The sequence below is a fragment of the Methylophilus sp. UBA6697 genome (genome assembly GCF_002454655.1).
GTDB lineage: Bacteria > Pseudomonadota > Gammaproteobacteria > Burkholderiales > Methylophilaceae > Methylophilus.
The window spans coordinates 1-20,567 of sequence record NZ_DKJH01000041.1 but is presented as its reverse complement, the minus strand read 5'-3'; the positions used below and the strand labels follow the sequence as shown (position 1 = coordinate 20,567).

The window sequence follows — 20,567 nt, the reverse complement described above, 5'->3', positions numbered from 1 at the left end:
CAGACAGCCAACCTGATAATATACGCAATTATTCAAAATTAAGCCAAGTTTTCTTACAGATTCATGCAGTTCTCCGAAAAAATGACCCGAATAGAAACGCGTGCCACTGCGGCCTTGGCGTCTATCTACGGGCTGCGTATGTTGGGCATGTTTTTGATCCTGCCTATTTTTGCGATTTATGCTGAAACTTTGCAGGGCGGGGATAACCACGCACTCATCGGCCTGGCACTTGGCGCCTATGGCTTTATGCAGGTGATTTTTCAGTTGCCATTTGGCATGGCATCTGACCGTTTTGGCCGCAAAAAGCTGATTTACCTGGGCTTGATCATGTTTGCGGTGGGCAGTGTGTTTGCCGCCACCGCGCAAGATATTTACATGGTGATTGTGGGCCGTGCGATTCAGGGTGCGGGCGCGATTTCTGCCGTGGTCACCGCGCTGGTGGCAGACTCCACACGTGAAGAACACCGTACACAAGCCATGGCCATGATAGGCGCCACCATCGGCGTCACATTTGCTGTGTCGTTGGTGGCAGGGCCGATTTTAAATCAATGGATAGGGGTGTCAGGCATTTTCTGGTTAACCGCCGTGTTATCTATTTTAGCCATTGGCGTGGTGAAGTTTGCTGTGCCAGAGCCCTTGCATGCGCACTTTCACTCCGATGCGCAAGCCGCACCTGCCAAGATTCGTGAAGTGCTGCGTGACACCCAATTATTGCGCCTGAACTTTGGCACTTTTTGTCTGCATGGCGCACAAATGGCCATGTTTATGGTGGTGCCGTTTGCCATTAAGCACAGCACGGGCATGAATGAAAATACGCACTGGAAAATCTACCTGCCGGTGTTGGTGCTGTCATTTATCCTGATGGTGCCTGCCATTATTTATGCCGAGAAAAAAGCCAAACTGAAACCGGTGTTTATCAGTGCAGTCGGCCTCATGTTGCTGACACAGATTGCATTTATGTTCAGCCTGAATAGCTTATGGGGCATTGTGGCGACGCTGTTCTCATACTTTGTTGCATTTAATGTGCTCGAAGCCTCTTTGCCGTCGCTGATCTCAAAAATGGCCCCCGTAGCTTCTAAAGGTACGGCGATGGGTATCCACAATACCGCGCAATCGTTTGGCATGTTTTTGGGTGCAGCCCTGGGCGGCTGGTTATCACACAGCTATGGCAGCCCCACCGTATTTGTCTTCTGTGCCGCCTTGATGGTGATCTGGTTTGGTCTGGCGCTTGGCATGCAGGCACCGCCTAGTGTCAAAACAAAAATGTTCCATATACAAGAAGGGTATAATGACGAGCAAGCCGCCATCCTGGTGCAGGATATCCGTGCCATGGAAGGCGTGTATGAAGTGGTCGCCATTCCTTCAGAAACCATGCTCATGGTAAAATTGGAAAATCAGCGCAGCAAAGAATTTCAGGCGGCATTGTCGCAAGCAATCATGAATAGAATAGGGGAGTAGTGACACCATGGCATCAGTCAATAAAGTGATTTTGATGGGTAATCTGGGGCGTGACCCGGAAGTGCGCTATATGCCAAACGGCGAGGCCGTGGCTAACTTCAGCATCGCCACCACCGAAAACTGGAAAGACAAATCCGGCGTACGCCAGGAAAAAACCGAATGGCACAACATTGTCATGTATCGCCGTTTGGCCGAAATCGCCGGTGAATACCTGAAAAAAGGCCGTCCGGTGTATGTTGAAGGCCGTTTGCAAACCCGTAAATGGGAAAAAGATGGCGTCACCCGTTACAGTACCGAAATCGTGGCTGACCAGATGCAAATGCTGGGTACTGGCCGCGAAGGTGGCAGCGCGCCTTATGAAGGCGGCGATATGGAACAGGGCGGTGGCGGCATGGACGATTACAACCAGGCACCTGCGCGTCAGCCAGCCATGGGCGGCGGTAATAATGCGGGCGGTGGTAACCGTAATGCATTCCAGCCTGCCCCAGCGAGCAAGCCAGCCGGTAATTTTGACGATTTTGACGACGATATTCCATTCTAGAGTCGAACGTTATATATCAAAAAGCCCCATTAATTTAATGGGGCTTTTTAGTTTAGGCGTTTTTCTTTGTCACATTCAAACACTTGGCGATGACCAGAGCATTAGAGTGACAGCATGATGATTTAGTATAAGAATAATGCTGAGGTCCAGATTCTGGATTGATCGCGTTGTCTAGCGGTAATAAAAAGCGGGTGTTCACGATGGGTTGCCAAGTGCAGCGATGGCAAATCAATCTTTCCAGAGACCTCGCGTGGTAACGCCTGATCAGTGATACGTTCAATCGATACTTTTAATTCTGCGCCGGGTAACTCCTTTGCGATGGTTTGATTGTTGAGCAAGGTATCTCCATCCAGCTCCAAAACGACGGTTGGCGCGTGGACATAAGGCTGAGGTTCTAATGGGTCGCCAACCTTGATATAACTATCAATGCGTGACTTCAGCGTAATCTTGCAACCCCTTAAGGTTGAAACCTGCAGCTCTATGCTGTCGCTGTCGCCGTTGGTATCCGTATGAAATCCAAGCGTGGTTGCATTTTCGCGCCAGCAAACTTGCTCTGGATGATCGAGCCCAAATGCGGTGAAGTCATTGATCAACGCGCCGGTGATTTGAATCTCTCCAGTCCAATAGGCACCGCGGTAACGATCCTTGATTCTGGCACCGCCCAGTCTGATCCGGATACGATTGTTTGCAAGGCCCAACTCTTCATGCAAATTGCGCATCCAGATAACTTGGTCGCCGTCATACAGGCTAATTTCCTCCCACCCTTGGTCACCAAGTAATTGATATTGGAGTGGGATAGTCTCATCCAATGGGTAAGCATCTCCCATGAGGTGTGCACCCTGGCTCAAGCTGGCAAAACTACGTTCGCCAGTCGTGGCAAAGGTATGTCTTGCACGCAAGGCTTTGGCTACGCCTTCCCGGTCAAATTGCTTGGCTAGTACGCCTGTGAGGCCGCCTCGTGAACCAAAAACCGCCGTTGCAGGCACCCCTCCACCGCAACGTCCCTGGTGTTCATCGCTGTTGGCGGCAGCACCTACACGGTAGCCGCGTTGAAGTGCTTCTGCGTAAACCCAGTGAAACTGCCCCCAGGCCGAACTTACTTCTATCAGTCGCTCCAGTTCAGGATGGTGCCAGTCGAGGTTGCATCGCCGACCACCTACATGGGGCATCATCAGATGGCCTTCGGGGTCATGCGCATAAGCGGCATACAAATCATCTACTGGCCAGGCACCTGGTTTGAGTGTGCCATGTGTAAACTCATTCCATTCGAATGAGCGCACCAGGCGGCCATGATGATCAAAAGGGAAGAGTGGTTTGCTATCGCGTAAGAATACGATATTGCGGTCTCCACCGGCGCAGGAGTTACCGCACCATTCAGTGCCAGGATAGCATACGAATTTACCGGGTTCATTGAGACTATGGATGAGTTCAACGGCCTTGTCCCAGCGCTGTTCAGTGATATTGAAATCATTGGCGGTGTAACCCAATACATCTAACCCAGCCACGTCGCGACCATAGCTAAGGTTGTACAAGGTGTCATTGGTGCCTACTGTATCATCCGAGTGTACGTGTAAGTCTGCATACAATGGGCGCAAGGTGCCTGCTTCAGCTGAAATATTGACATAGGCTTTGGCTGGTGTTGCTGGTGAGTCTTGCACTTGTGCGACTATTGTCCATTCACCTGGCTGATTCAGTTTGATATTGCTGTGACGCACAATTGCCCACCCTTGCTCTGCCAAGGTAAATGGAAGGTCCTGTACTGCATCATTTGGCCCATGAAGCTTCAAAAGGCCTGTGAGCGGTAAGTTGCGGCAAGTATTGCCCCAGGCATCATCAGCACGTACGATAATATCGAAAGGTTCTTCGCGGTTCACCAGGCGTGGCGTTACAACCTGCAGCGTGGATGGCTCGCCGGGGACAATGTCGAGTAATACATCTCCTGGTACTTCGGCAAATTTTGAGCTGCCTAGCGGGTCAATAAAGAGCCTGAATTGGAAGTCTTTTTCAACAAAGCTTTGAACACGTGTGCCAGGCCCCCCCTGGCGACGATCACCCAATCGAATGATGATGCGGTCGCCGGGATTTAAATAGCCATCGACAATATCGACGATGACCGTTTTCTGGAAGGGTCTTTCATGTCCCTTCTGGTCAAACCTCACCTTCAGGCTTTGCACGGTGGCAGGGCTTTGTCCCGCTACTAATTCTCCCGCATGATATTCAGCTGAAATGTAATTTGCACCCGCTGGGTCACTGGTTTGAAACAATGCCCAATCTGAGTAAAACTTGAAAGCGAGTTTAAGCCAGGCACCATCTGCCAAGCCAGAGGCGCCGACCTCATAAGTCAGTATCAATTCGGTCCATTCACCTGCAATAATTTCACGGCGGTTAGCCGTGATGCTACCCAGGAATGGTTTACTTTTATTGCGCTCATAGAGTCCTTGTGGCGCAATATAATGCCCTGCTTCATTTTTAGGATCAAAAGTTTTCATACCCTGTCTCTTTAGTTAACACGCCAGGTTTGGTAGTGTTTTTCCAAGCGTTTGAATACAAACGTTTCCATCAGCCACGCAATCAGCCCAATGATGACAATGCCTAGTAAAACCTGGCTGCTATTGCCAATCTGGCCGCCCATGGAAACCATCCAGCCTATGCCTTTGGACGCCCCTATCATTTCAGCCGCAACCAAGGCACGCCATGCCTGGCTGAAGCCGATGCGGAGTGCTGCCGTGACGAAAGGCAAAGAGGCGGGCACATATACATGCAAGATGATTTGTGTGGTGCTGGCTCCCAACGTGCGCGCAGCGCGTACTTCGCCACCACGTATGCTTTGTATGCCTTCCTGTATGGTGATGGCCATGGGGAAGACTGCAGCGATGAAAATCACCATCACGATGGACCAGTACCCCAAACCAAAAATGATCATGGTTAATGGCGCCCAGGCCACAGGTGGAATGGCCATAAACAGGCTATTCAGCGGCGATATAAAATCACGGAACCGGTTGGATAGCCCTGCTAATGCGCCAAGCAGGATTGCTATGACGGTTGCCAGGGCAAAGCCGCCGAGCTCTTCATACACACTGGCTTCTAAATGCCGCCAAAGACTGCCATCATTGATCCAGCGTACAGCTTCTCTGGCCACATCCCATGGTTGCGGCAAGATGTACGAAGGATAAAAGCTGGCGATGATGGTCCAGGCGATGAGCAGGAAAGGTAATGACAGCCAGCCCCAATTAAAATCTGATTTAAGTGACATTGTGAATTACTTCAATGACTGCTCAGCTTTTTGCAGAAACGTGGTGTCTACGACCTGCTCCACTTTCAGCGGTTTATTAATGAAGCCTAGTGATAATGAGTAATCCATTAAGCGTTGAATAAACAGCAAGTCTTTTGTATCCAGGCGGGCTGACCAACCCATGCGTTTACGGGCCTCTTGCACAATATCTTCTGGCTTGACGGTCTTGCCGTTTACACCTGACGTGTTTTCAAGTTTGAATTCCTGAGCAATGATTTGATTCGACTCTTCTGGATGCGACTGCAAAAATGCGATTGCTTTTAAGTGTGCCCGCAGTAACTTAGTCACGTCTTCGGGGCGGTTTTTCAGCGTGCTGGGTAAAGAAATCACCACATACCAGGGATATTGCGGCAATTCTTTATTCACATCCAACACCAGCTTGCTTGAGCCGCGCAATAATGACTGGCTCACAAACGGTTCCCATGAGAAGGCTGCGTCTACTTCATTATGCTCAAGTGCAGCGTTCATATTGGCGGCTGGCATGTTGATAATGGACACATCCTGTTCAGGATCCAGCTTGGCTTTTTCTTTCAAGACGTAGCCACGCAGAAGTACATCCATGCCGCTGCCCTTGGCAACACCAGCCAGTTTTTTTCCACGTAGGTCACTCACCGTATTGATGGGGCTTCTCGCGTTGGCAATGATTGCCGCTTGCCCATAATTAACTTGTGCCAGAATTTTGCTTTCCAGCCCGCGTGAAAACCAGTGGTAGACAGGGGGTGAGCCCACATAAGCGATATCCAAGTCGCCAGCAGCCACGGCCTGTTGCAGCAAGGGGCCATCATTAAAAGATTTGATATCTACATTGAGCCCTTCGGCAGCATAAAATCCCTTCTTATCCGCAATGACGGCTGGTGCGTTTGCCATGGCATACACCCAGCCGATACGCAGTGGTTTATCTTCTGCGAACGCAGCAACAGTCGATGCGCCCAGAACGGCGAGCATGATGAAAGATGTAGTGATGAGTTTTTGGATCATTTTTGATACTTTCTGGTTATGCGTTGATATTGGAAACACTTAAATTTGTATGGATGACATCCGCTATCGTGCCCATCAATGTCGTCCGGTGCTCTATAAAGCTTGGCAGTTTGCGTGTGTGGATGCTGGTTCTTGGGCGGGGAATATCAATCGCCTGTTCGCTATGGATTCCTTGCGGCGCAATGCCGAGTACCACCACGCGATCCGCCAGAAAGATGGCTTCATCAATATCATGGGTGATGAATAGTACGGTTTGCCCTAGCTCAGACCACAAGCGCAAGGTCTCTTCATTGAGGTGGCTGCGTGTGATGGCATCCAGTGCGGCGAAAGGCTCATCCATCAATAGCAACGCTGGTTCCAGAGCCAGTGCACGTGCCAGAGAAACCCGTTGCTGCATCCCGCCTGAAAGCTGGTAAGGCAGTTTGCCTGCTGACTTGTCTAATCCAACCAGTGAGAGGTAGTGCATCGCCTTCTCGGTCTGCTCTTTCTGGCCAAGTTGATTTTGCATTCTAAGCCCGAAGCGTACGTTCTCAAGTGCCGTCAACCAGGGGAACAGCTGTGGAGATTGAAAAACATAGCCGAGTTCTGGCATTTCTGGGCGAACAGGTTGATAGTTGATGCTGATGGTGCCTGATGTCGGTTGCTGGAAGCCTGAAAGCAGGTTTAGAAGCGTGGTTTTACCGCAACCGGAGGGGCCAAGCAATGAGACAAACTCACCGGGTTGAGCATGTAGCGAAAATGCATTAAATACGGCATGCCCGTTTGGATAGGAAAAACTGATATTATCAATTGATAATGATGCGGCGCGCCTTTGCGGTGGTGCTGGTTGCATAGCCGATAAATTATTTTGAGTTGCCATGAGCGATCAACTATGTAAAATTTGCACGAATAATACAAGTTAATACAAGTTGGCACAAAGAATAAAAAAATATATTCTTATAACTTATTTATCTATCGCTTTTATCTACCGTTGCGATCACCCAATAGCAGGCATGCGTTTGATAAGCGTCATTCATGCACACTGAGATGGACTTAACCTTGAAACAGACACCCTTCACTCTTGTTCGTGAAAATCCAACCTCTTTGTATTTGCAGATTTCATCATTGCTACGCGAAGAAATCAGCAGTGGTTTGTATGAACCTTCTGGAAAGTTACCCTCTGAAGCAGAGTTAGTCAGGCGATTTGAGGTCAGTCGAATTACGGTCAGGCTTGCTTTGGATCAACTGGTTGAAGAGAAAATCGTTGAACGCAAGCAAGGCAAAGGCACTTATGTTTCTAACAAGCAATTACGTCATGGGTTGGATACACTGCGTAGCTTTTATGAGTCGCTGGTGATTCAGGGCCTTAAACCTGAAATGCGGCTGCTTTCACGTCAGCTTGCCGATATCCCAGAAGCCATCAGCAATGTGTTTGGCGCAGGCATGAATAAAGGCCTGCGGATTGAACGCTTGCATCTTGTTGATGGTCAGCCGATCGCTTTGGGAACCAGCTATTTGCTTGCAGAGGTGAGTGCTATCAGTTGGGAGTCGATTGAGCAGCAACCGAGCTATAAGGCCATTGAGGCGATTACCGGTCTGCAAGTTGCCAGAGCTGATTTAGCGATTACAGCGCAATTGGCGGACGAAAAATATGCCCGGCTCTTAGAGATAAGCATAGGCATGCCATTGTTAGTGATGAAAAGAGTGTCTTATTTATCTAATGGCATCTGCTGTGATCATTCACTGTTTCATATACGCCCGGAACATTATGAGTTTGTGTTGAGTAGTTATTTCAAACAGATCGGGTCCGGGCAGTAATATTCTGCATGCTTGTTTAAGTGCTGGCGCCCGTCCCGGAAACCAAGGCGAGTTGGTGGCCGAGCTTATGCTTCTTGGTCGCTAGGTACTCTGCATTATGGGGATGGCTAGGGATTTCCAGTGGGACGATTGTTTCCACAATGATGCCATCGGCAGCGAGCGACTGTGATTTGTCCGGGTTATTGCTCAGTAAGCGTATGGATGCCACCTGCAAATGCTGCAACATGGCCGCTGCTATATCGTATTCGCGCTGGTCTACTGGTAAATTCAAGGCAAGATTGGCTTCCACGGTGTCCAACCCTTGTTCTTGCAGTGCATACGCGCGGATTTTATTGGCGAGCCCGATGCCGCGCCCTTCATGCCCGCGTAAATACAAAATCACCCCTCGTCCTTGCTGCTGTATCAGGCGCTGTGCCTGCTTGAATTGCTCGCCACAATCACAACGTTGTGAGCCGAATACGTCGCCGGTCAGGCACTCGGAGTGCAAGCGTGTGAGTACGCTGGTGTGGCCTGCCACATCACCGAGCACCAGCGCAATATGCTCAATGCCAGTTCTGTTATCCTCAAAGGCATGCAAGCGGTATGTGCCGTATTCAGTGGGCAGGTTGGCGCTGGCTTTGGGCGTGATCAACGCCTGCAAAGAAGTGACAGCAGGTTTGAGCGCAAGGTTACTTGAGGGCATTGATAGCTCCCATTTTAATCAACTTGGCGCGCAACACATTGCGGCTTAAGCCCAGCAGTTTGGCGGTTTGCACCTGGTTATGATGGCAGTGGTGGTAGGCGGCGCGCACCAGGGCATCTTCAAAATAATCGTAAAGCTGGGGTTTGCCAGATTCAAACAGTTGCTGCAAGGCTTCTTCCAGTAAGTCGGGTGCATGACTGCCGGCCTGCGGCGTGTGCTCTTGCTTGGGTCTATGCAGCGAGATGGAGGATAAATGTAAGTCTTCACTACGCACCAGGTTGTTGCGGCAAATCAGCAGCGAGTGGTGAATCACGTTCTCCAGTTCGCGGATATTACCAGGCCAGCTGTGTTGCACCAGTTTCTGTTTGGCCGAGTCATCCAGGCGGATCTCTGCGTAACCCAGGCGGCGTGTATATTCGCTGACAAAATACTCGGCCAGCGGCAAGATATCGCCTGGCCGGTTTCTTAAGGTAGGCAATTCCAGGTGGGCGACACGCAGGCGGTAAAACAGGTCTTCGCGGAAATTACCGGCCTGTACGGCTTCTTCCAGGCGGACATTGGTGGCGGCGACCAGGCGGACGTCAATTGGCGTTGATTTTCTGGCGCCCAGGCGCACCACTTCGCGCTCTTGTAACACGCGCAGCAGTTTGACCTGGATGCTCAGCGGCAAGTCGCCGATTTCATCTAAAAACAGCGTACCGCCGTTGGCGGCTTCAAACCAGCCGGCCTTGGCGACAAATGCACCGGTAAAAGCGCCTTTTTCATGCCCAAATAATTCGCTTTCGACCAGGGTGTCAGAAAAGGCGCCGCAGTTGACGGCGACAAAGGGTTTGCCTTTGCGCTTGCTTAAGGCATGCACATGGCGTGCAATGAGTTCTTTGCCGGTGCCGGTTTCGCCGATGATGAGTACATTCGCATCGCTGGGCGCAATTTGCTGGATGCGACTGAGCAAAGCAATGGATTTAGGGTCCTCAAACACTTGTGCGGTGGCACGAATAGACGTGGTGAGCGCGCGGGAGTTGGGCAGCGTGAGTAGTTTCTTCTCATTCTCGCCGTAGTCCAATTCACTCGCCTGATCCAGATTCTCGATAAATTTGTCCATAATATTCATGAGTAAAATGTAGGGTTAGGGAAGCTACCAGTCAGCGCCCATTCACCCAGCTCCTTAATTTTGTAATCTAGTGGATCGTGCAGCGTATGCGTTCTCAAATTGCGCCAGTGCCGGTCCAGCCGCAGTCCGGCATGCGTCGCGCGGGAGCCTGCCACTTCAAACATCCGGCTGGTGATATCCAGCCCGGTGCGGGTTGCCAGGACCTTGGCGGCACTGATACTGGTCGCCAGCAAGCCACGATCTTCCTCGGTGAGTGCCAGGCCCTTGGCCCAGGCGATATCGAGTTTTTCTGCCGCCTGGTTAGTCAGTGCACGCGTTGCTTCCAGGCCGACCCAAAATTCGCCGTAATGGGCGAGGATGTACGGGTCCTGGCTGGTGATATCAACATTGGCATTTTTCCACGGCCGGGCTTCGCGCAAGGTGTAGTGTTGCGCGTCGTTAAAAGCGCCTTCGGCAATACCGAGGTAGATATTGGTCAATATGAGTTGCGCGATCAGCGGCCGCAAGCAGGCAAACGGGTTGCTGAGTGGCCCGGGCTCGGTGAGTAGCTCGTTTTCTTCCACCCTGACTTTTTCAAAGTTCACGCTGCCGCTGTCGGTTTGGCGTTGGCCAATATTGTCCCAGTCATCGAGGATGGTCACGCCGGTACGCAGGGTTGGGATGGCGGCAATCACCAACTGGCCATCCGTCTTTTTAATGGCAGAAGCAATCAGCATCTCGGAGTCCATCGCGCCCGAGCAAAAGCTTTTTTTGCCTGAGAATTCATGCCAATGGTCATAACTTTTGCACAGCGTACGTTCATCCAGCGGATTGAGCGCATTGCCCCAAAACCAGTTGGATTGCGCGGTTTGCTCGTACCAGCGCTCCCATTGGTCGGGCCGGGAGAAGAGTCGTACGGTTGCCAGCATCAGATGTTGAAAGCCATAGACATGCGCAATCGAGCTGTCTACTTTGGCAAACTCTCTGACCACTTGCAGCGTCTCCTGCCAGTTGGCGCCGTAGCCGCCGTACTGGCGTGGGATGATCAATGACAGCAGACCGCTGTTGCGGATCGCATCCCGTTCCAGTTTTGGCGTACCGCCCTGATGATCCCGTTCCACGGCTGTCAGCGAAAACGATTCAGCCAGTTGCTTGGCCACTGCCAATGCATGCTGGCCTTCATTGAGGCGTGCCGTTGGCGGAATTGCAAAAGTATTTATATTCAAAAGTAATATCCATCTGGTTGCATATGCTTAATAGTTCAGCATGATTTGTGCCAACTCCGGCAGGGGCCGTGAATCACTACTGCTATGGCATCAATTGCCGGATAAGTATAAAAATAATTCTTATAAATCATATGGTTGAGGAAATGTTGAATGGTTTTCCGGCCGCATCGTTTTTTGCCGGACAGCGATCTCCGTCACCCTGTTGCTGAATAATCAGCACACATGCTGCTGATACAGCAGCACCCGCAGAAAATATGCTGATTATTCAGCAACAGCGTTCGGTGTCTTTGTAAGTGACTGAATTTAATGATTTTTATTTGTGGCATGCTCTTTGCACTAGGCTTTCCATGTATGCAGCATGAATAGAAGGAAACACACAACATGGAAATATTCTGGTTTTTACCCACGCACGGTGACCAGCGTTATCTTGGCACCAGCACAGGTGCCAGACCGGCAACACTCTCTTATTTAAAGCAGATTGCACAGGCGGCAGACCGCCTGGGTTACGGCGGGGTGCTGGTGCCCTCCGGGCGCTCTTGCGAGGATGCCTGGGTGATTTCCTCGGCTTTGATCAATGAAACCAAACAGCTCAAATTTTTGGTCGCAACGCGGCCCGGGTTTATTTCACCGGTGGTGTCTGCGCGCATGGCATCGACGCTGGATCGCATTTCCGGCGGGCGTTTGCTGATTAATGTGGTGGCGGGCGGTGACCCGGTAGAGCAGCAGGCGGAAGGCAGCTTCCTGGATCATGATGCCCGCTATGCCGAGGCAGAAGAGTTCCTGTCTATCTGGCGTTCGGTATTGACCGAAGAAGCCGTCAATTATGAAGGTGAATATTTACGCGTCAAAGATGCGAGTTTACCGACCGGCAGCCTGCAAAAGCCTTATCCGCCGCTGTTTATTGGCGGGGCCTCTGAGGCGGCGATCCAGCTCAGTAGCAAGCATATTGATGTGCATTTGACCTGGGGCGAGCCGCCAGCAGCTGTGGCCGAAAAAATCAGGGTCATTCGTGCGGCAGCTGCAGCACAAGGCCGTAGCATCCGTTTCGGCATCCGCTTGCATGTGATTGTGCGCGAGACCAGCGAACAAGCTTGGCAAGCGGCCGACGAACTGATTTCACACGTGACCGATGACACCATTGCTGCGGCACAGGCCGCTGTCGCTAATTTTGATTCGGTAGCGCAAAAACGGATGACCGAATTACACCATGGCCGGCGTGACAAACTCGAGGTCTCACCCAACTTGTGGGCCGGAGTGGGGCTGGTGCGCGGCGGGGCGGGCACTGCGCTGGTGGGTAATCCACAAGAGGTGGCTGACAGGATTAAAGAATATCAGGCACTGGGCATTGATTATTTTATTTTCTCTGGCTATCCGCACCTGGAGGAGTCTTATCGCGTGGCTGAATTGCTGTTTCCCTTATTGCCTGTTCACCAGCAGGCCAGCGCCGAAGTCAGTATCAATACCAATATGACGGGGCCGTTTGGTGCGGCCAAACCGGTCAAGCATGCGGCATAGGAGGGATGATGACTCTGGCACTGAATTCACGCCTGGACGACGTTGAGGCATCACATGGCATTGTGTTTGGCGGCACGCCACGCGAGCGGGCCAAACAGCTTTGCGACTATCTGGCAGAAACCGCGATTGAGCGCGATGCCGCAGGCGGTACACCGTATGAACAGCGTCAGGCGGTACGGGATAGCGGGCTGTTGAAGTTGCTGATACCGAAAACCTATGGCGGCCTAGGCGGCAGCTGGCAGGAAATCTACAGCATTATTCGCCAGATTGCGCGTGTGGACAGCTCGATCGCCCAGGTATTCGCTTTCCAGTTTTTGATGCTGACTTCGATCCGCTTATATGGCAGTGAGGTGCAATGGCAGCACTATTTCAAGCTGACTGCCGCGCAAAACCTGTGGTGGGGCAATGCCTTGAACCCTTTGGATAACCGCACTGTGGCACGTAAAACGGCGGCTGGCTATGTGTTTACCGGGCAAAAGAGTTTTTGCTCCGGCTCCATGGATTCTGACTACCTGATTGTGTCTGCCATTGAAGAAGGCACAGGCAAGTTTCTGGTGGCTGCGGTGCCGACTGATCGTAGCGGTATCCAGCTCAATGGCGATTGGGACAATATCGGCCAACGGCAGACAGACAGTGGCAGCGCTGAATTTAACCAGCTGCGGGTGGAAGACAGCGAATTGCTGATGAACCCTGGCCCGTTGAGCTCGCCATTTGCCAGCCTGCGTTCATTGGTAGCGCAACTGATTTTTACCAATATTTATCTCGGCATTGCCGAAGGCGCGCTGGCAGAAGGTGCGAAATATACGCGTAGCAGCAGCCGGGTCTGGTCCGGCTCTCTGGCGCAGAACATACACGAAGACCCGTTTACCTTGCTGCATTACGGCGAGTTCTGGGCCAGCTTGCATGCGTCGGCCGTGCTGGCAGATCATGCGGCAGGCTTACTCGATCACGCCTGGCAGCAAACCTTGGGCCTGGATGAGCTGACCCGTGGCGAACTGGCGCTGGCAGTGTTCTCGGCCAAGGTCAACGCGACGCGTGCCGGGCTGGATGTCACTACCCGCGTGTTTGAAGTGGCTGGCGCCCGCGCTACCACCGCCAAGCTGCGCATGGACCGCTTCTGGCGCAATTTGCGCGTGTATACCCTGCATGACCCGGTGGATTACAAACTCAAGGATTTGGGCGATTGGGCACTTAACGGTCAGTACCCCACCCCGAGTTTCTACGCCTAACGCATACTAAAGAAAGTTTATGAAACAAAAAATTATCGATCTACGCAACCGTCCTGCATTTCTGCATGACTTTTTTGGCGCTACGCCCAACACCCCTGCTTATGACACTGCCAAATGGCTCAACCAGCGTGTGGGTTCGCTTGAACCCGAGCATTTTCGCCGCTCATATACGGTAGAGGGCTATTTGCAGGAGATCGACCAGGCCGGGATTGATATTGCCGTGGTGGTGGGGCGTGAGACGCCGGACCTGACCATAGACGACCAGCAGATTGCCGACCTGGTCAAACACAGTCCCAAACTGGTGGGCCTGGGTTCGGTGGATATTGAAAGCCGTGGCGTAGACAGTGCCTTGGCCGCGATTGAAAAAGCCGTTCATCATTACGGCTTCAAGGCCATTAATATCGAACCCGGCTTTGGCAAACCGGCACGCCAGGTCGATGACCCCATTTTTGACCCGGTCTACGAGGCTTGCCAGCAGCATGGCGTACCCGTGTGCGTGATGTCCGGCCCCACCACGCCAGACCTGGACTACGCGCACCCGAACGCGGTGGCCAGGCTGGCCAGGAAATATCCCCAGCTCAACATCATTTGTTTCCACGGTTATTACCCGTATGTGAATGAAATTGTCGGTGCGGCGTTCCGTTATCCAAACCTGTACCTGGTGCCCGATATGTATATTTTCCAGCCTGGCGCCGAATTATATGTACAGGCGGCGAACCAGTTTCTGGGAGATCAGTTACTGTTCGGCACCTCTTATCCTTTCAGGCCGATGAAGCAAACCATAGACGACTTTGCCGCCTTGGGTTTTAAAGATGCGGTGCTGGAAAAAGTGTTTTATCAGAATGCTGCGCGCTTGTTAAAGCTCAGCGTATAAGAATGCAGGCAGGAATAACTATGCAATCTCCGTTACCACCATTTGATGCCGTCGCCGATGCGGTAGAAGCCATTGCCAATGGTGAATTTGTCATCGTCGTCGATGATACCGATCGTGAAAATGAAGGTGATCTGATTATTGCCGCTGAAAAAATTACCACCGAAAAAATGGCGTTTCTGGTCAGGCATAGTAGCGGCCTGGTCTGCGTGGGCATGTCCGCGCCACGTTTACAGGCGCTGGATTTACCACAAATGGTGACGCATAACGCTGACCCTTTCCGCACCGCGTTTACAGTAAGTGTGGATTACAAGTACGGCACCACCAGCGGCATTTCGGCGGCGGATCGTGCGCTCACGCTACGCAAGCTGGCCGACCCAGCCAGTGTGGCCAGTGATTTTCACCGCCCTGGCCATATTTTCCCGTTACGTGCGCGCCGTGGCGGTGTGCTGGAGCGGCCAGGCCATACCGAGGCGGCGCATGACCTAGCGGCACTGGCAGGCTTGCAACCGGTGGGCGTGCTATGCGAAATCGTCAATGATGATGGCAGCATGGCCAGGCGGCCAGACTTGCTGCGCTTTGCCAAACAGCACGGTTTAAAGGTGATTACGATTGCCGATATGATTGCTTACCGCGAGCGACAGTTGCAGGTGACCTATCCACGCCAGCCTGTGCGCCCTGTTCGGCAACAAAGCACATTGCTCGATGCAGCCATGGTGTATAGCGGTTAAATCAACGATTGATCAACACAACAAAGCCCTCCATGTGAGGGCTTTGTTTTTACTGCAGCTAGTTTAAGTCTATGCTTAAATCCACGGATGACGCGGCGGTTTCACGTTATTCAGGCTGTAATTGCCCACGGCATGATACTTCCAGCGTACCGGGTCATGCAGGGTATGGGTACGGGCATTGCGCCAGTGGCGGTCCAGGTTGTACTCACCCAGCGTAGAACGTGTACCGGCCAGTTCAAACAGTTTGCTACCTGCCAGCAGCGCGGTTTCGGTACTCAATACCTTGGCTTCGGCCACGGCAATGGAGGCTTCTGCCACGGTGTCTTCGTTCGGGTTGCGTTGCGCTTCGTCTATGTATTCCCCGGCGCGCGCCAACAAAGCTTCAGTCGCGTGTAAACGAATCTGCAAATCGCCAATGTCTTTAATGGTATGTGGATCTTCGTAACCATGCTCCAGGTCAGTATCAATCCACGGGCGGGTATGGTTGCGGACAAAATGCAGCGTATCCTTGAACGCGGCGCGCGCAATGCCGGTATCTACCGCGGCCTGGATAATTTGTGCTACCGGACCCATGGCCGTCGGGCGGTCGAACGCCAAATGGTGTGGCAACACATACTCGCTGGGCACAAAGATATTTTCCAGCAGGGTGGTACCGCTGGCCGTCGTGCGTTGACCAAAACTGGACCAGTCATCAATGATGGTCAGGCCTTCTGCCCCGGCCGGTACAAAAGCCACCACGGTATTGTCGTGCTCATCCTTGGCCACTACCGGTACCCAGTCAGCCAGCAAAGCGCCAGAAGAATAGAATTTTTTGCCGTTTAAGAAGTAGCCGCTGTTGGTAGGTGTCAGTTTGGTTTTGACATCATTGACACTGCGGGTGCCGATTTCAGAAAACGCATTGCCAAAGCGTACGCCTTGCAGCACCAGCTCATAAAAAAACTTTTTCTGGAAGTCCGTGCCGTCCAGGCGCAGGCCTTCCACCATATACAAGTGGTTTTGCGGAATCTGCCCGATGCTGGGATCGGCTTCTGCCACCGTAGCAATGACTTCGGCCAGGGTTTTGTTCGACACAAACGCGCCGCCATATTCTTTCGGCACAGTAATGCCCCACAAGCCGCTGCTGGAGAATAAATCCAGTTCCTTGCGCGGCAGGCGTCTTTCTTTGTCACGCGTAGCGGCTTCTTTGGCGATTTCACTCGCGACTTGTTTGGCCACGGCAATCGCTTCGGCGTCACTGGTGATCACGTGCGCCGGTTGGCGCGGCGGGTGCTCGGGCAAATGCGCAATCTTGCTTGCATGTGCAGTCATATTGAATCCTTGTCAAAGTAAAGGTTGGGAATAAAGGCGCAGTGTTTCCATTAAAAAGCGGCTGCGCGTTGCCTTACTGCATTGCATTTAATATGCCAATTGTTAAGTGATTGAATTTAAACGATAAGGTTTGGTTGTGGGTTTTTGCACGCCTCTACAGAAACAGTTTTCTGCTGAATGCCTGCTGATTAATCAGCAATCGCACGTTGCCACAAGGTCATTTGAGATCGACCTGCCTGCTGCATTTTTAGAAAAGTTGCTGATATATCAGCAGTTCATCAGCAAAACTAGCCTGAATTCAACACGTTGAAAATCATAAAAAACATCATAAGTAATTGATATTTATGATTAATTTAATCTGGCATGGATGCTGCTAATAGTATTGGTGAGCTGGCCTGCCTGCGATTGAACACACAAAGCGGCAGCAGCAACCTTAATTAGGAGTCATGATGAGCCGTCCGTTAAAAGTCACTGCCGTTTCCGGCAGCTATAAGTTGCCTTCCAGAACCGCTGCGCTGGTGGAAGCAATCACCCAAACACTGGGGCAGCAATTGCCTATTGATCTGCATGTGATCGAGTTAAGTGAAATAGGCAGCAGCCTGGTTGCTTCTTATGATCCCAAAGCGCTGCCAGTGAAAGTGCAAAAAGATATCCAGGCCATTGAAACGGCTGACCTGCTGGTTGTGGCGACGCCGGTTTACCGCGCGTCTTATACCGGCTTATTCAAACACTTGTTTGACCTGGTCGATTATGAGGCCTTGGTCGATGTGCCGGTATTGCTGGCGGCGACCGGTGGCAGCGAGCGCCATGCCTTGATCATTGATCATGAACTGCGCCCATTGTTCAGCTTCTTTCAGGCGCTGACCTTGCCGATTGGTGTCTATGCCACCGAAGCAGATTTTGAAAACTATCAGGTGAAAAGCGAGGCGGTCACTGCCCGTATTGCATTGGCGGTGGAGCGTGCCTTGCCATTGCTCAAGCATAGAGAGCTTGTGAATAAAGACCGTTTGCTGGCGGTATAAGCCACGCGATGATTTGCCGAACATTATTTGGAGAGCGATGATGAGTACAGAAAATATTAAATTTGCCTACTGGGTGCCTAACGTTAGCGGTGGCCTGGTGGTTAGCAATATCGAACAGCGCACCAGCTGGGATATCGACTACAACCGCAAGCTGGCACAAATTGCCGAGAATGCCGGGTTTGAATATGCCTTGAGCCAGATCCGTTTTACCGCCGGTTATGGCGCCGAGTTCCAGCATGAGTCGGTGTCTTTTTCGCATGCCTTGCTGGCAGCGACCACCAAATTGAAAGTGATTGCGGCTATTTTGCCTGGTCCGTGGAATCCGGTGCTGGCAGCCAAGCAACTGGCGACGATTGATATCCTGACCGAAGGCCGGGTGGCGGTCAATATCGTCTCTGGCTGGTTCCGTGGCGAATTTACTGCCATTGGCGAGCATTGGCTGGATCATGACGAGCGCTATCGCCGCTCCAAAGAGTTTATCGAGGCGCTCAAAGGTATCTGGACGCAAGATAACTTCACTTACCGTGGCGACTTTTACCGTTTCAGCAACTACAGCCTGAAACCAAAACCATTGCAACAACCCCATCCTGAAATCTTCCAGGGCGGCAGCTCACGTGCGGCGCGCGATATGGCGGCCAGTGTCTCTGACTGGTATTTCACTAATGGTAATACGGTCGAAGGCATCAAGGCGCAGGTAGATGATATCCGTGCCAAAGCCGCGGCCAACAATCACCAGGTCAAAATCGGCGTCAATGCCTTTGTGATTGCGCGTGATACCGAAGAAGAAGCCAAAGCAGTACTGGCAGAGATCATCGCCAAGGCCAACCCTGACGCGGTCAATGCGTTTGGCCATGAGGTCAAGAATGCCGGTGCCTCCAGTCCGGAGAAAGAGGGTAACTGGGCGAAGTCGACCTTTGACGACCTGGTGCAATACAACGATGGCTTTAAAACCAACCTGATCGGCACGCCGCAGCAAATTGCAGAACGCATTGTCGCCCTGAAAGCCGTGGGTGTAGACCTGATCCTGTCTGGCTTTTTGCATTTTCAGGAAGAGGTGGCTTACTTCGGCGAGAAAGTGTTGCCGCTGGTGCGTGAGCTCGAAGCCAAAAAACTGGCCAAAGCTGCTTGATCAATCTCGAAAAGAAATCGTCATATGGCCGCTGATACATTACCGAACTGGCTAGCATCGCAGGCAGCGCAGCGGCCTGCCGGCGTGGCGATTCGCCATAAACAACTGGGGATCTGGCAGGAAAGTAGCTGGCAGTCGGTGCACCGCGCGGTATTGCTCGCCGCCCGCTTTTTGCAGCACAAGGGATTCGGCAAGGGCGATACGCTGGTGTTGCTCAGTGAGCCGCGGCCAGAAGCCTTGTTGTTGTCTTTAGCTGCGCATTATCTGGGCGGTGTCTCTGCGCCGCTAGATGCTGCTTATCCACAACCACAGTTGCTGGATTTGTTGCATACGCTGCGGCCGAAGTTTGTGTTTGCCGAAGGGCAAGCGCAGGTGGATCAGGTGTTTGAGGCCAAACCGGATGTGCAACTGGTGATTTATGCCGATGCCCGTGGCCTGGCGGCTTACCAGCATCCGGCACTCTCGGCCTATGCCCAGGTTGTGGCAACGGGGGCAGAGGCAGCACCCGATTTAACCATTGGTGCAGCGGCTAATGATATTGCCTTTCGCTTTTATCGCTTAAGTGCGCAGTATCAACTGGAGTATCGCGAATTAAGCCATGCCGAGCTATTGAACAATGGCCGTCAACTGGTGGCGGATGAGGCGTTGACTGATCAGGAGCAAGCGCTGGCAGCCCGTGCATTTGCGGCCAGCGGCCATGCCAGGTATTTACTATCCCCCTGGTTGCTGGCCGGGTTTACGTTGAATTTTCCGGAAAACCTGGCGACCAGGGATACCGACAGGCGCGAATTGGGGCCGACGTTGGTGGCGGGGACTGCGGCGACCTATCAGCGACTGTATACGCTGACACAGTCACGCTGGCCGCTGCCAAACAGCTGGCAATTTTCCTTCGTGGCGTGGGCATTACGGCTATCGCAACAACGCGTGCCAGTGCTCGCCACGCTGGCGCAGTGGCTGGTGATCTTGCCTTTGCAGGATGTGCTTGGGTTGCGGCGTACACGGGTGCCCTTATTGGTGGGTGAGCCTTTGTCGGCCGAGGCCGAGCAGTTCTTCCGCGCCATTGGCATCCAGGTGCGTGATTGGCCGGAAGAGTTGCCATGGCAGATCAGCCAGATTCAAGTGATTCCGCGTCAGCAGCATGCGCTTGAAGACTATTTTGGTTTAAAAGCACTGAGAGCCGCGCTATGACAGCCGCATCACCATTACTTGCCCTGGACCGTATTTCACTGTCGTTCAAGGGCGTGAAAGCCATCACCAACATCAGTTTCGCCGTGAAGAAGGGCGAAATCTGCGCCCTGATCGGGCCCAATGGCGCCGGTAAAAGCTCATTGCTGAATGTGATTAACGGCGTTTACAAAGCCGATGAGGGACGCATTACTTACCAGGGCGAATCGCGCACCACCATGCATCCGCAGTGGGCAGCCAAGCGTGGCGTCGCGCGTACGTTTCAAAACATTGCCTTGTTCAAGGGCATGTCGGTGCTGGATAACGTATTAACCGGCACCAACCTCAAAGTGAAGAGCAGTTGGCTGGAGCAAGTGTTCAATGTGGGTCGTGCCCCGGCAGACACACTGCGCCAGCGGCAAAAAGCAGAACGCGTGATTGCCTTCCTCAAATTGCAGCCCTGGCGCAATAGCATTGTCGGCGCCTTGCCCTATGGCTTGCAAAAGCGGGTAGAGCTGGCGCAGTGTGTCTGCC

At 52.3% G+C, this 20,567-nt stretch carries 19 protein-coding genes; 11 read left to right on the top strand and 8 right to left on the bottom strand.

The window, feature by feature from the left end; translation table 11 throughout:
- Window positions 1-63: 63 nt before the first annotated feature.
- Together B3355_RS10705 and B3355_RS10700 are read left to right on the top strand one after the other, a co-directional pair.
- A complete protein-coding gene (locus tag B3355_RS10705) occupies window positions 64-1,458 on the top strand; it encodes an MFS transporter (RefSeq protein ID WP_047515705.1) in 1,395 nt (464 codons plus the stop codon).
- 7 nt (window positions 1,459-1,465) lie between these two features.
- The gene (locus B3355_RS10700) at window positions 1,466-1,999 is read left to right on the top strand and encodes a single-stranded DNA-binding protein (protein ID WP_024930123.1); all 534 of its coding nucleotides are present in this window, start codon (window positions 1,466-1,468) and stop codon (window positions 1,997-1,999) included.
- A 122-nt stretch (window positions 2,000-2,121) separates the two neighbouring features.
- On the opposite strand, the gene B3355_RS10695 is transcribed toward B3355_RS10700, so the two are convergent.
- Genes B3355_RS10695 through B3355_RS10680 form a run of 4 tightly spaced genes read right to left on the bottom strand, consistent with a single transcriptional unit; the run spans window position 2,122 to window position 7,128 of the window.
- Window positions 2,122-4,488: a hypothetical protein gene (locus B3355_RS10695; RefSeq protein WP_292783650.1), complete on the bottom strand. Its 2,367-nt coding sequence runs from the start codon at window positions 4,486-4,488 to the stop codon at window positions 2,122-2,124.
- 11 nt (window positions 4,489-4,499) lie between these two features.
- Complete coding sequence (locus tag B3355_RS10690; protein WP_292783647.1) at window positions 4,500-5,252, bottom strand: ABC transporter permease; 753 nt, start codon at window positions 5,250-5,252, stop codon at window positions 4,500-4,502.
- 6 nt (window positions 5,253-5,258) lie between these two features.
- Window positions 5,259-6,269: an ABC transporter substrate-binding protein gene (locus B3355_RS10685; RefSeq protein ID WP_292783645.1), complete on the bottom strand. Its 1,011-nt coding sequence runs from the start codon at window positions 6,267-6,269 to the stop codon at window positions 5,259-5,261.
- A gap of 16 nt (window positions 6,270-6,285) precedes the next feature.
- A complete protein-coding gene (locus B3355_RS10680) occupies window positions 6,286-7,128 on the bottom strand; it encodes an ABC transporter ATP-binding protein (protein WP_292783642.1) in 843 nt (280 codons plus the stop codon).
- Between the two features lie 179 nt (window positions 7,129-7,307).
- Between B3355_RS10680 and B3355_RS10675 the strand changes: the two genes are divergently transcribed.
- The gene (locus B3355_RS10675) at window positions 7,308-8,066 is read left to right on the top strand and encodes a GntR family transcriptional regulator (protein WP_200884045.1); all 759 of its coding nucleotides are present in this window, start codon (window positions 7,308-7,310) and stop codon (window positions 8,064-8,066) included.
- A 16-nt stretch (window positions 8,067-8,082) separates the two neighbouring features.
- On the opposite strand, the gene ribA is transcribed toward B3355_RS10675, so the two are convergent.
- Genes ribA through B3355_RS10660 form a run of 3 tightly spaced genes read right to left on the bottom strand, consistent with a single transcriptional unit; the run spans window position 8,083 to window position 11,064 of the window.
- Window positions 8,083-8,748 (bottom strand): GTP cyclohydrolase II, encoded by a 666-nt coding sequence (ribA, locus tag B3355_RS10670; RefSeq protein WP_047515715.1) that lies wholly within the window; start codon window positions 8,746-8,748, stop codon window positions 8,083-8,085.
- On the bottom strand, window positions 8,735-9,850 hold the full coding sequence (locus tag B3355_RS10665; RefSeq protein ID WP_194752449.1) for a sigma-54 interaction domain-containing protein: 1,116 nt from the start codon (window positions 9,848-9,850) through the stop codon (window positions 8,735-8,737). The genes ribA and B3355_RS10665 overlap by 14 nt, the downstream gene beginning before the upstream one ends.
- Window positions 9,851-9,855: 5 nt before the next feature.
- Entirely contained in the window at window positions 9,856-11,064 is a 1,209-nt protein-coding gene (locus B3355_RS10660; protein WP_019880623.1) for an acyl-CoA dehydrogenase family protein, read from the bottom strand.
- Between the two features lie 381 nt (window positions 11,065-11,445).
- Here B3355_RS10660 and ssuD point away from each other — a divergent pair, with 381 nt between their 5' ends.
- Genes ssuD through ribB form a run of 4 tightly spaced genes read left to right on the top strand, consistent with a single transcriptional unit; the run spans window position 11,446 to window position 15,410 of the window.
- Window positions 11,446-12,579 (top strand): FMNH2-dependent alkanesulfonate monooxygenase, encoded by a 1,134-nt coding sequence (ssuD, locus tag B3355_RS10655; RefSeq protein WP_292783630.1) that lies wholly within the window; start codon window positions 11,446-11,448, stop codon window positions 12,577-12,579.
- Between the two features lie 8 nt (window positions 12,580-12,587).
- Complete coding sequence (locus tag B3355_RS10650; RefSeq protein WP_349680001.1) at window positions 12,588-13,808, top strand: acyl-CoA dehydrogenase family protein; 1,221 nt, start codon at window positions 12,588-12,590, stop codon at window positions 13,806-13,808.
- Window positions 13,809-13,827: 19 nt separating this feature from the next.
- Window positions 13,828-14,682, top strand: a complete 855-nt coding sequence (locus B3355_RS10645; RefSeq protein WP_292783624.1) for an amidohydrolase family protein — start codon at window positions 13,828-13,830, stop codon at window positions 14,680-14,682.
- Between the two features lie 20 nt (window positions 14,683-14,702).
- Entirely contained in the window at window positions 14,703-15,410 is a 708-nt protein-coding gene (gene ribB / locus B3355_RS10640; RefSeq protein WP_292783622.1) for a 3,4-dihydroxy-2-butanone-4-phosphate synthase, read from the top strand.
- 75 nt (window positions 15,411-15,485) lie between these two features.
- Here ribB and B3355_RS10635 read toward each other — a convergent pair whose 3' ends face one another.
- Window positions 15,486-16,718 (bottom strand): SfnB family sulfur acquisition oxidoreductase, encoded by a 1,233-nt coding sequence (locus tag B3355_RS10635; protein WP_047515724.1) that lies wholly within the window; start codon window positions 16,716-16,718, stop codon window positions 15,486-15,488.
- 446 nt (window positions 16,719-17,164) lie between these two features.
- On the opposite strand from B3355_RS10635, the gene msuE reads away from it, so the two are divergent.
- From msuE to B3355_RS10615, 4 genes are all read left to right on the top strand, one after another.
- Window positions 17,165-17,740 carry an FMN reductase gene (gene msuE / locus B3355_RS10630; protein ID WP_232411182.1) on the top strand — a complete coding sequence of 192 codons (576 nt, stop codon included), beginning with the start codon at window positions 17,165-17,167 and terminating at the stop codon, window positions 17,738-17,740.
- 40 nt (window positions 17,741-17,780) lie between these two features.
- Window positions 17,781-18,869 (top strand): dimethylsulfone monooxygenase SfnG, encoded by a 1,089-nt coding sequence (gene sfnG / locus B3355_RS10625; RefSeq protein ID WP_349680000.1) that lies wholly within the window; start codon window positions 17,781-17,783, stop codon window positions 18,867-18,869.
- Window positions 18,870-18,893: 24 nt separating this feature from the next.
- A complete protein-coding gene (locus tag B3355_RS10620) occupies window positions 18,894-20,057 on the top strand; it encodes an AMP-binding protein (protein WP_292783611.1) in 1,164 nt (387 codons plus the stop codon).
- Window positions 20,054-20,567: ABC transporter ATP-binding protein (locus B3355_RS10615; protein WP_292783608.1), on the top strand; the 514-nt coding region annotated here is incomplete at its 3' end. The genes B3355_RS10620 and B3355_RS10615, both read left to right, overlap by 4 nt.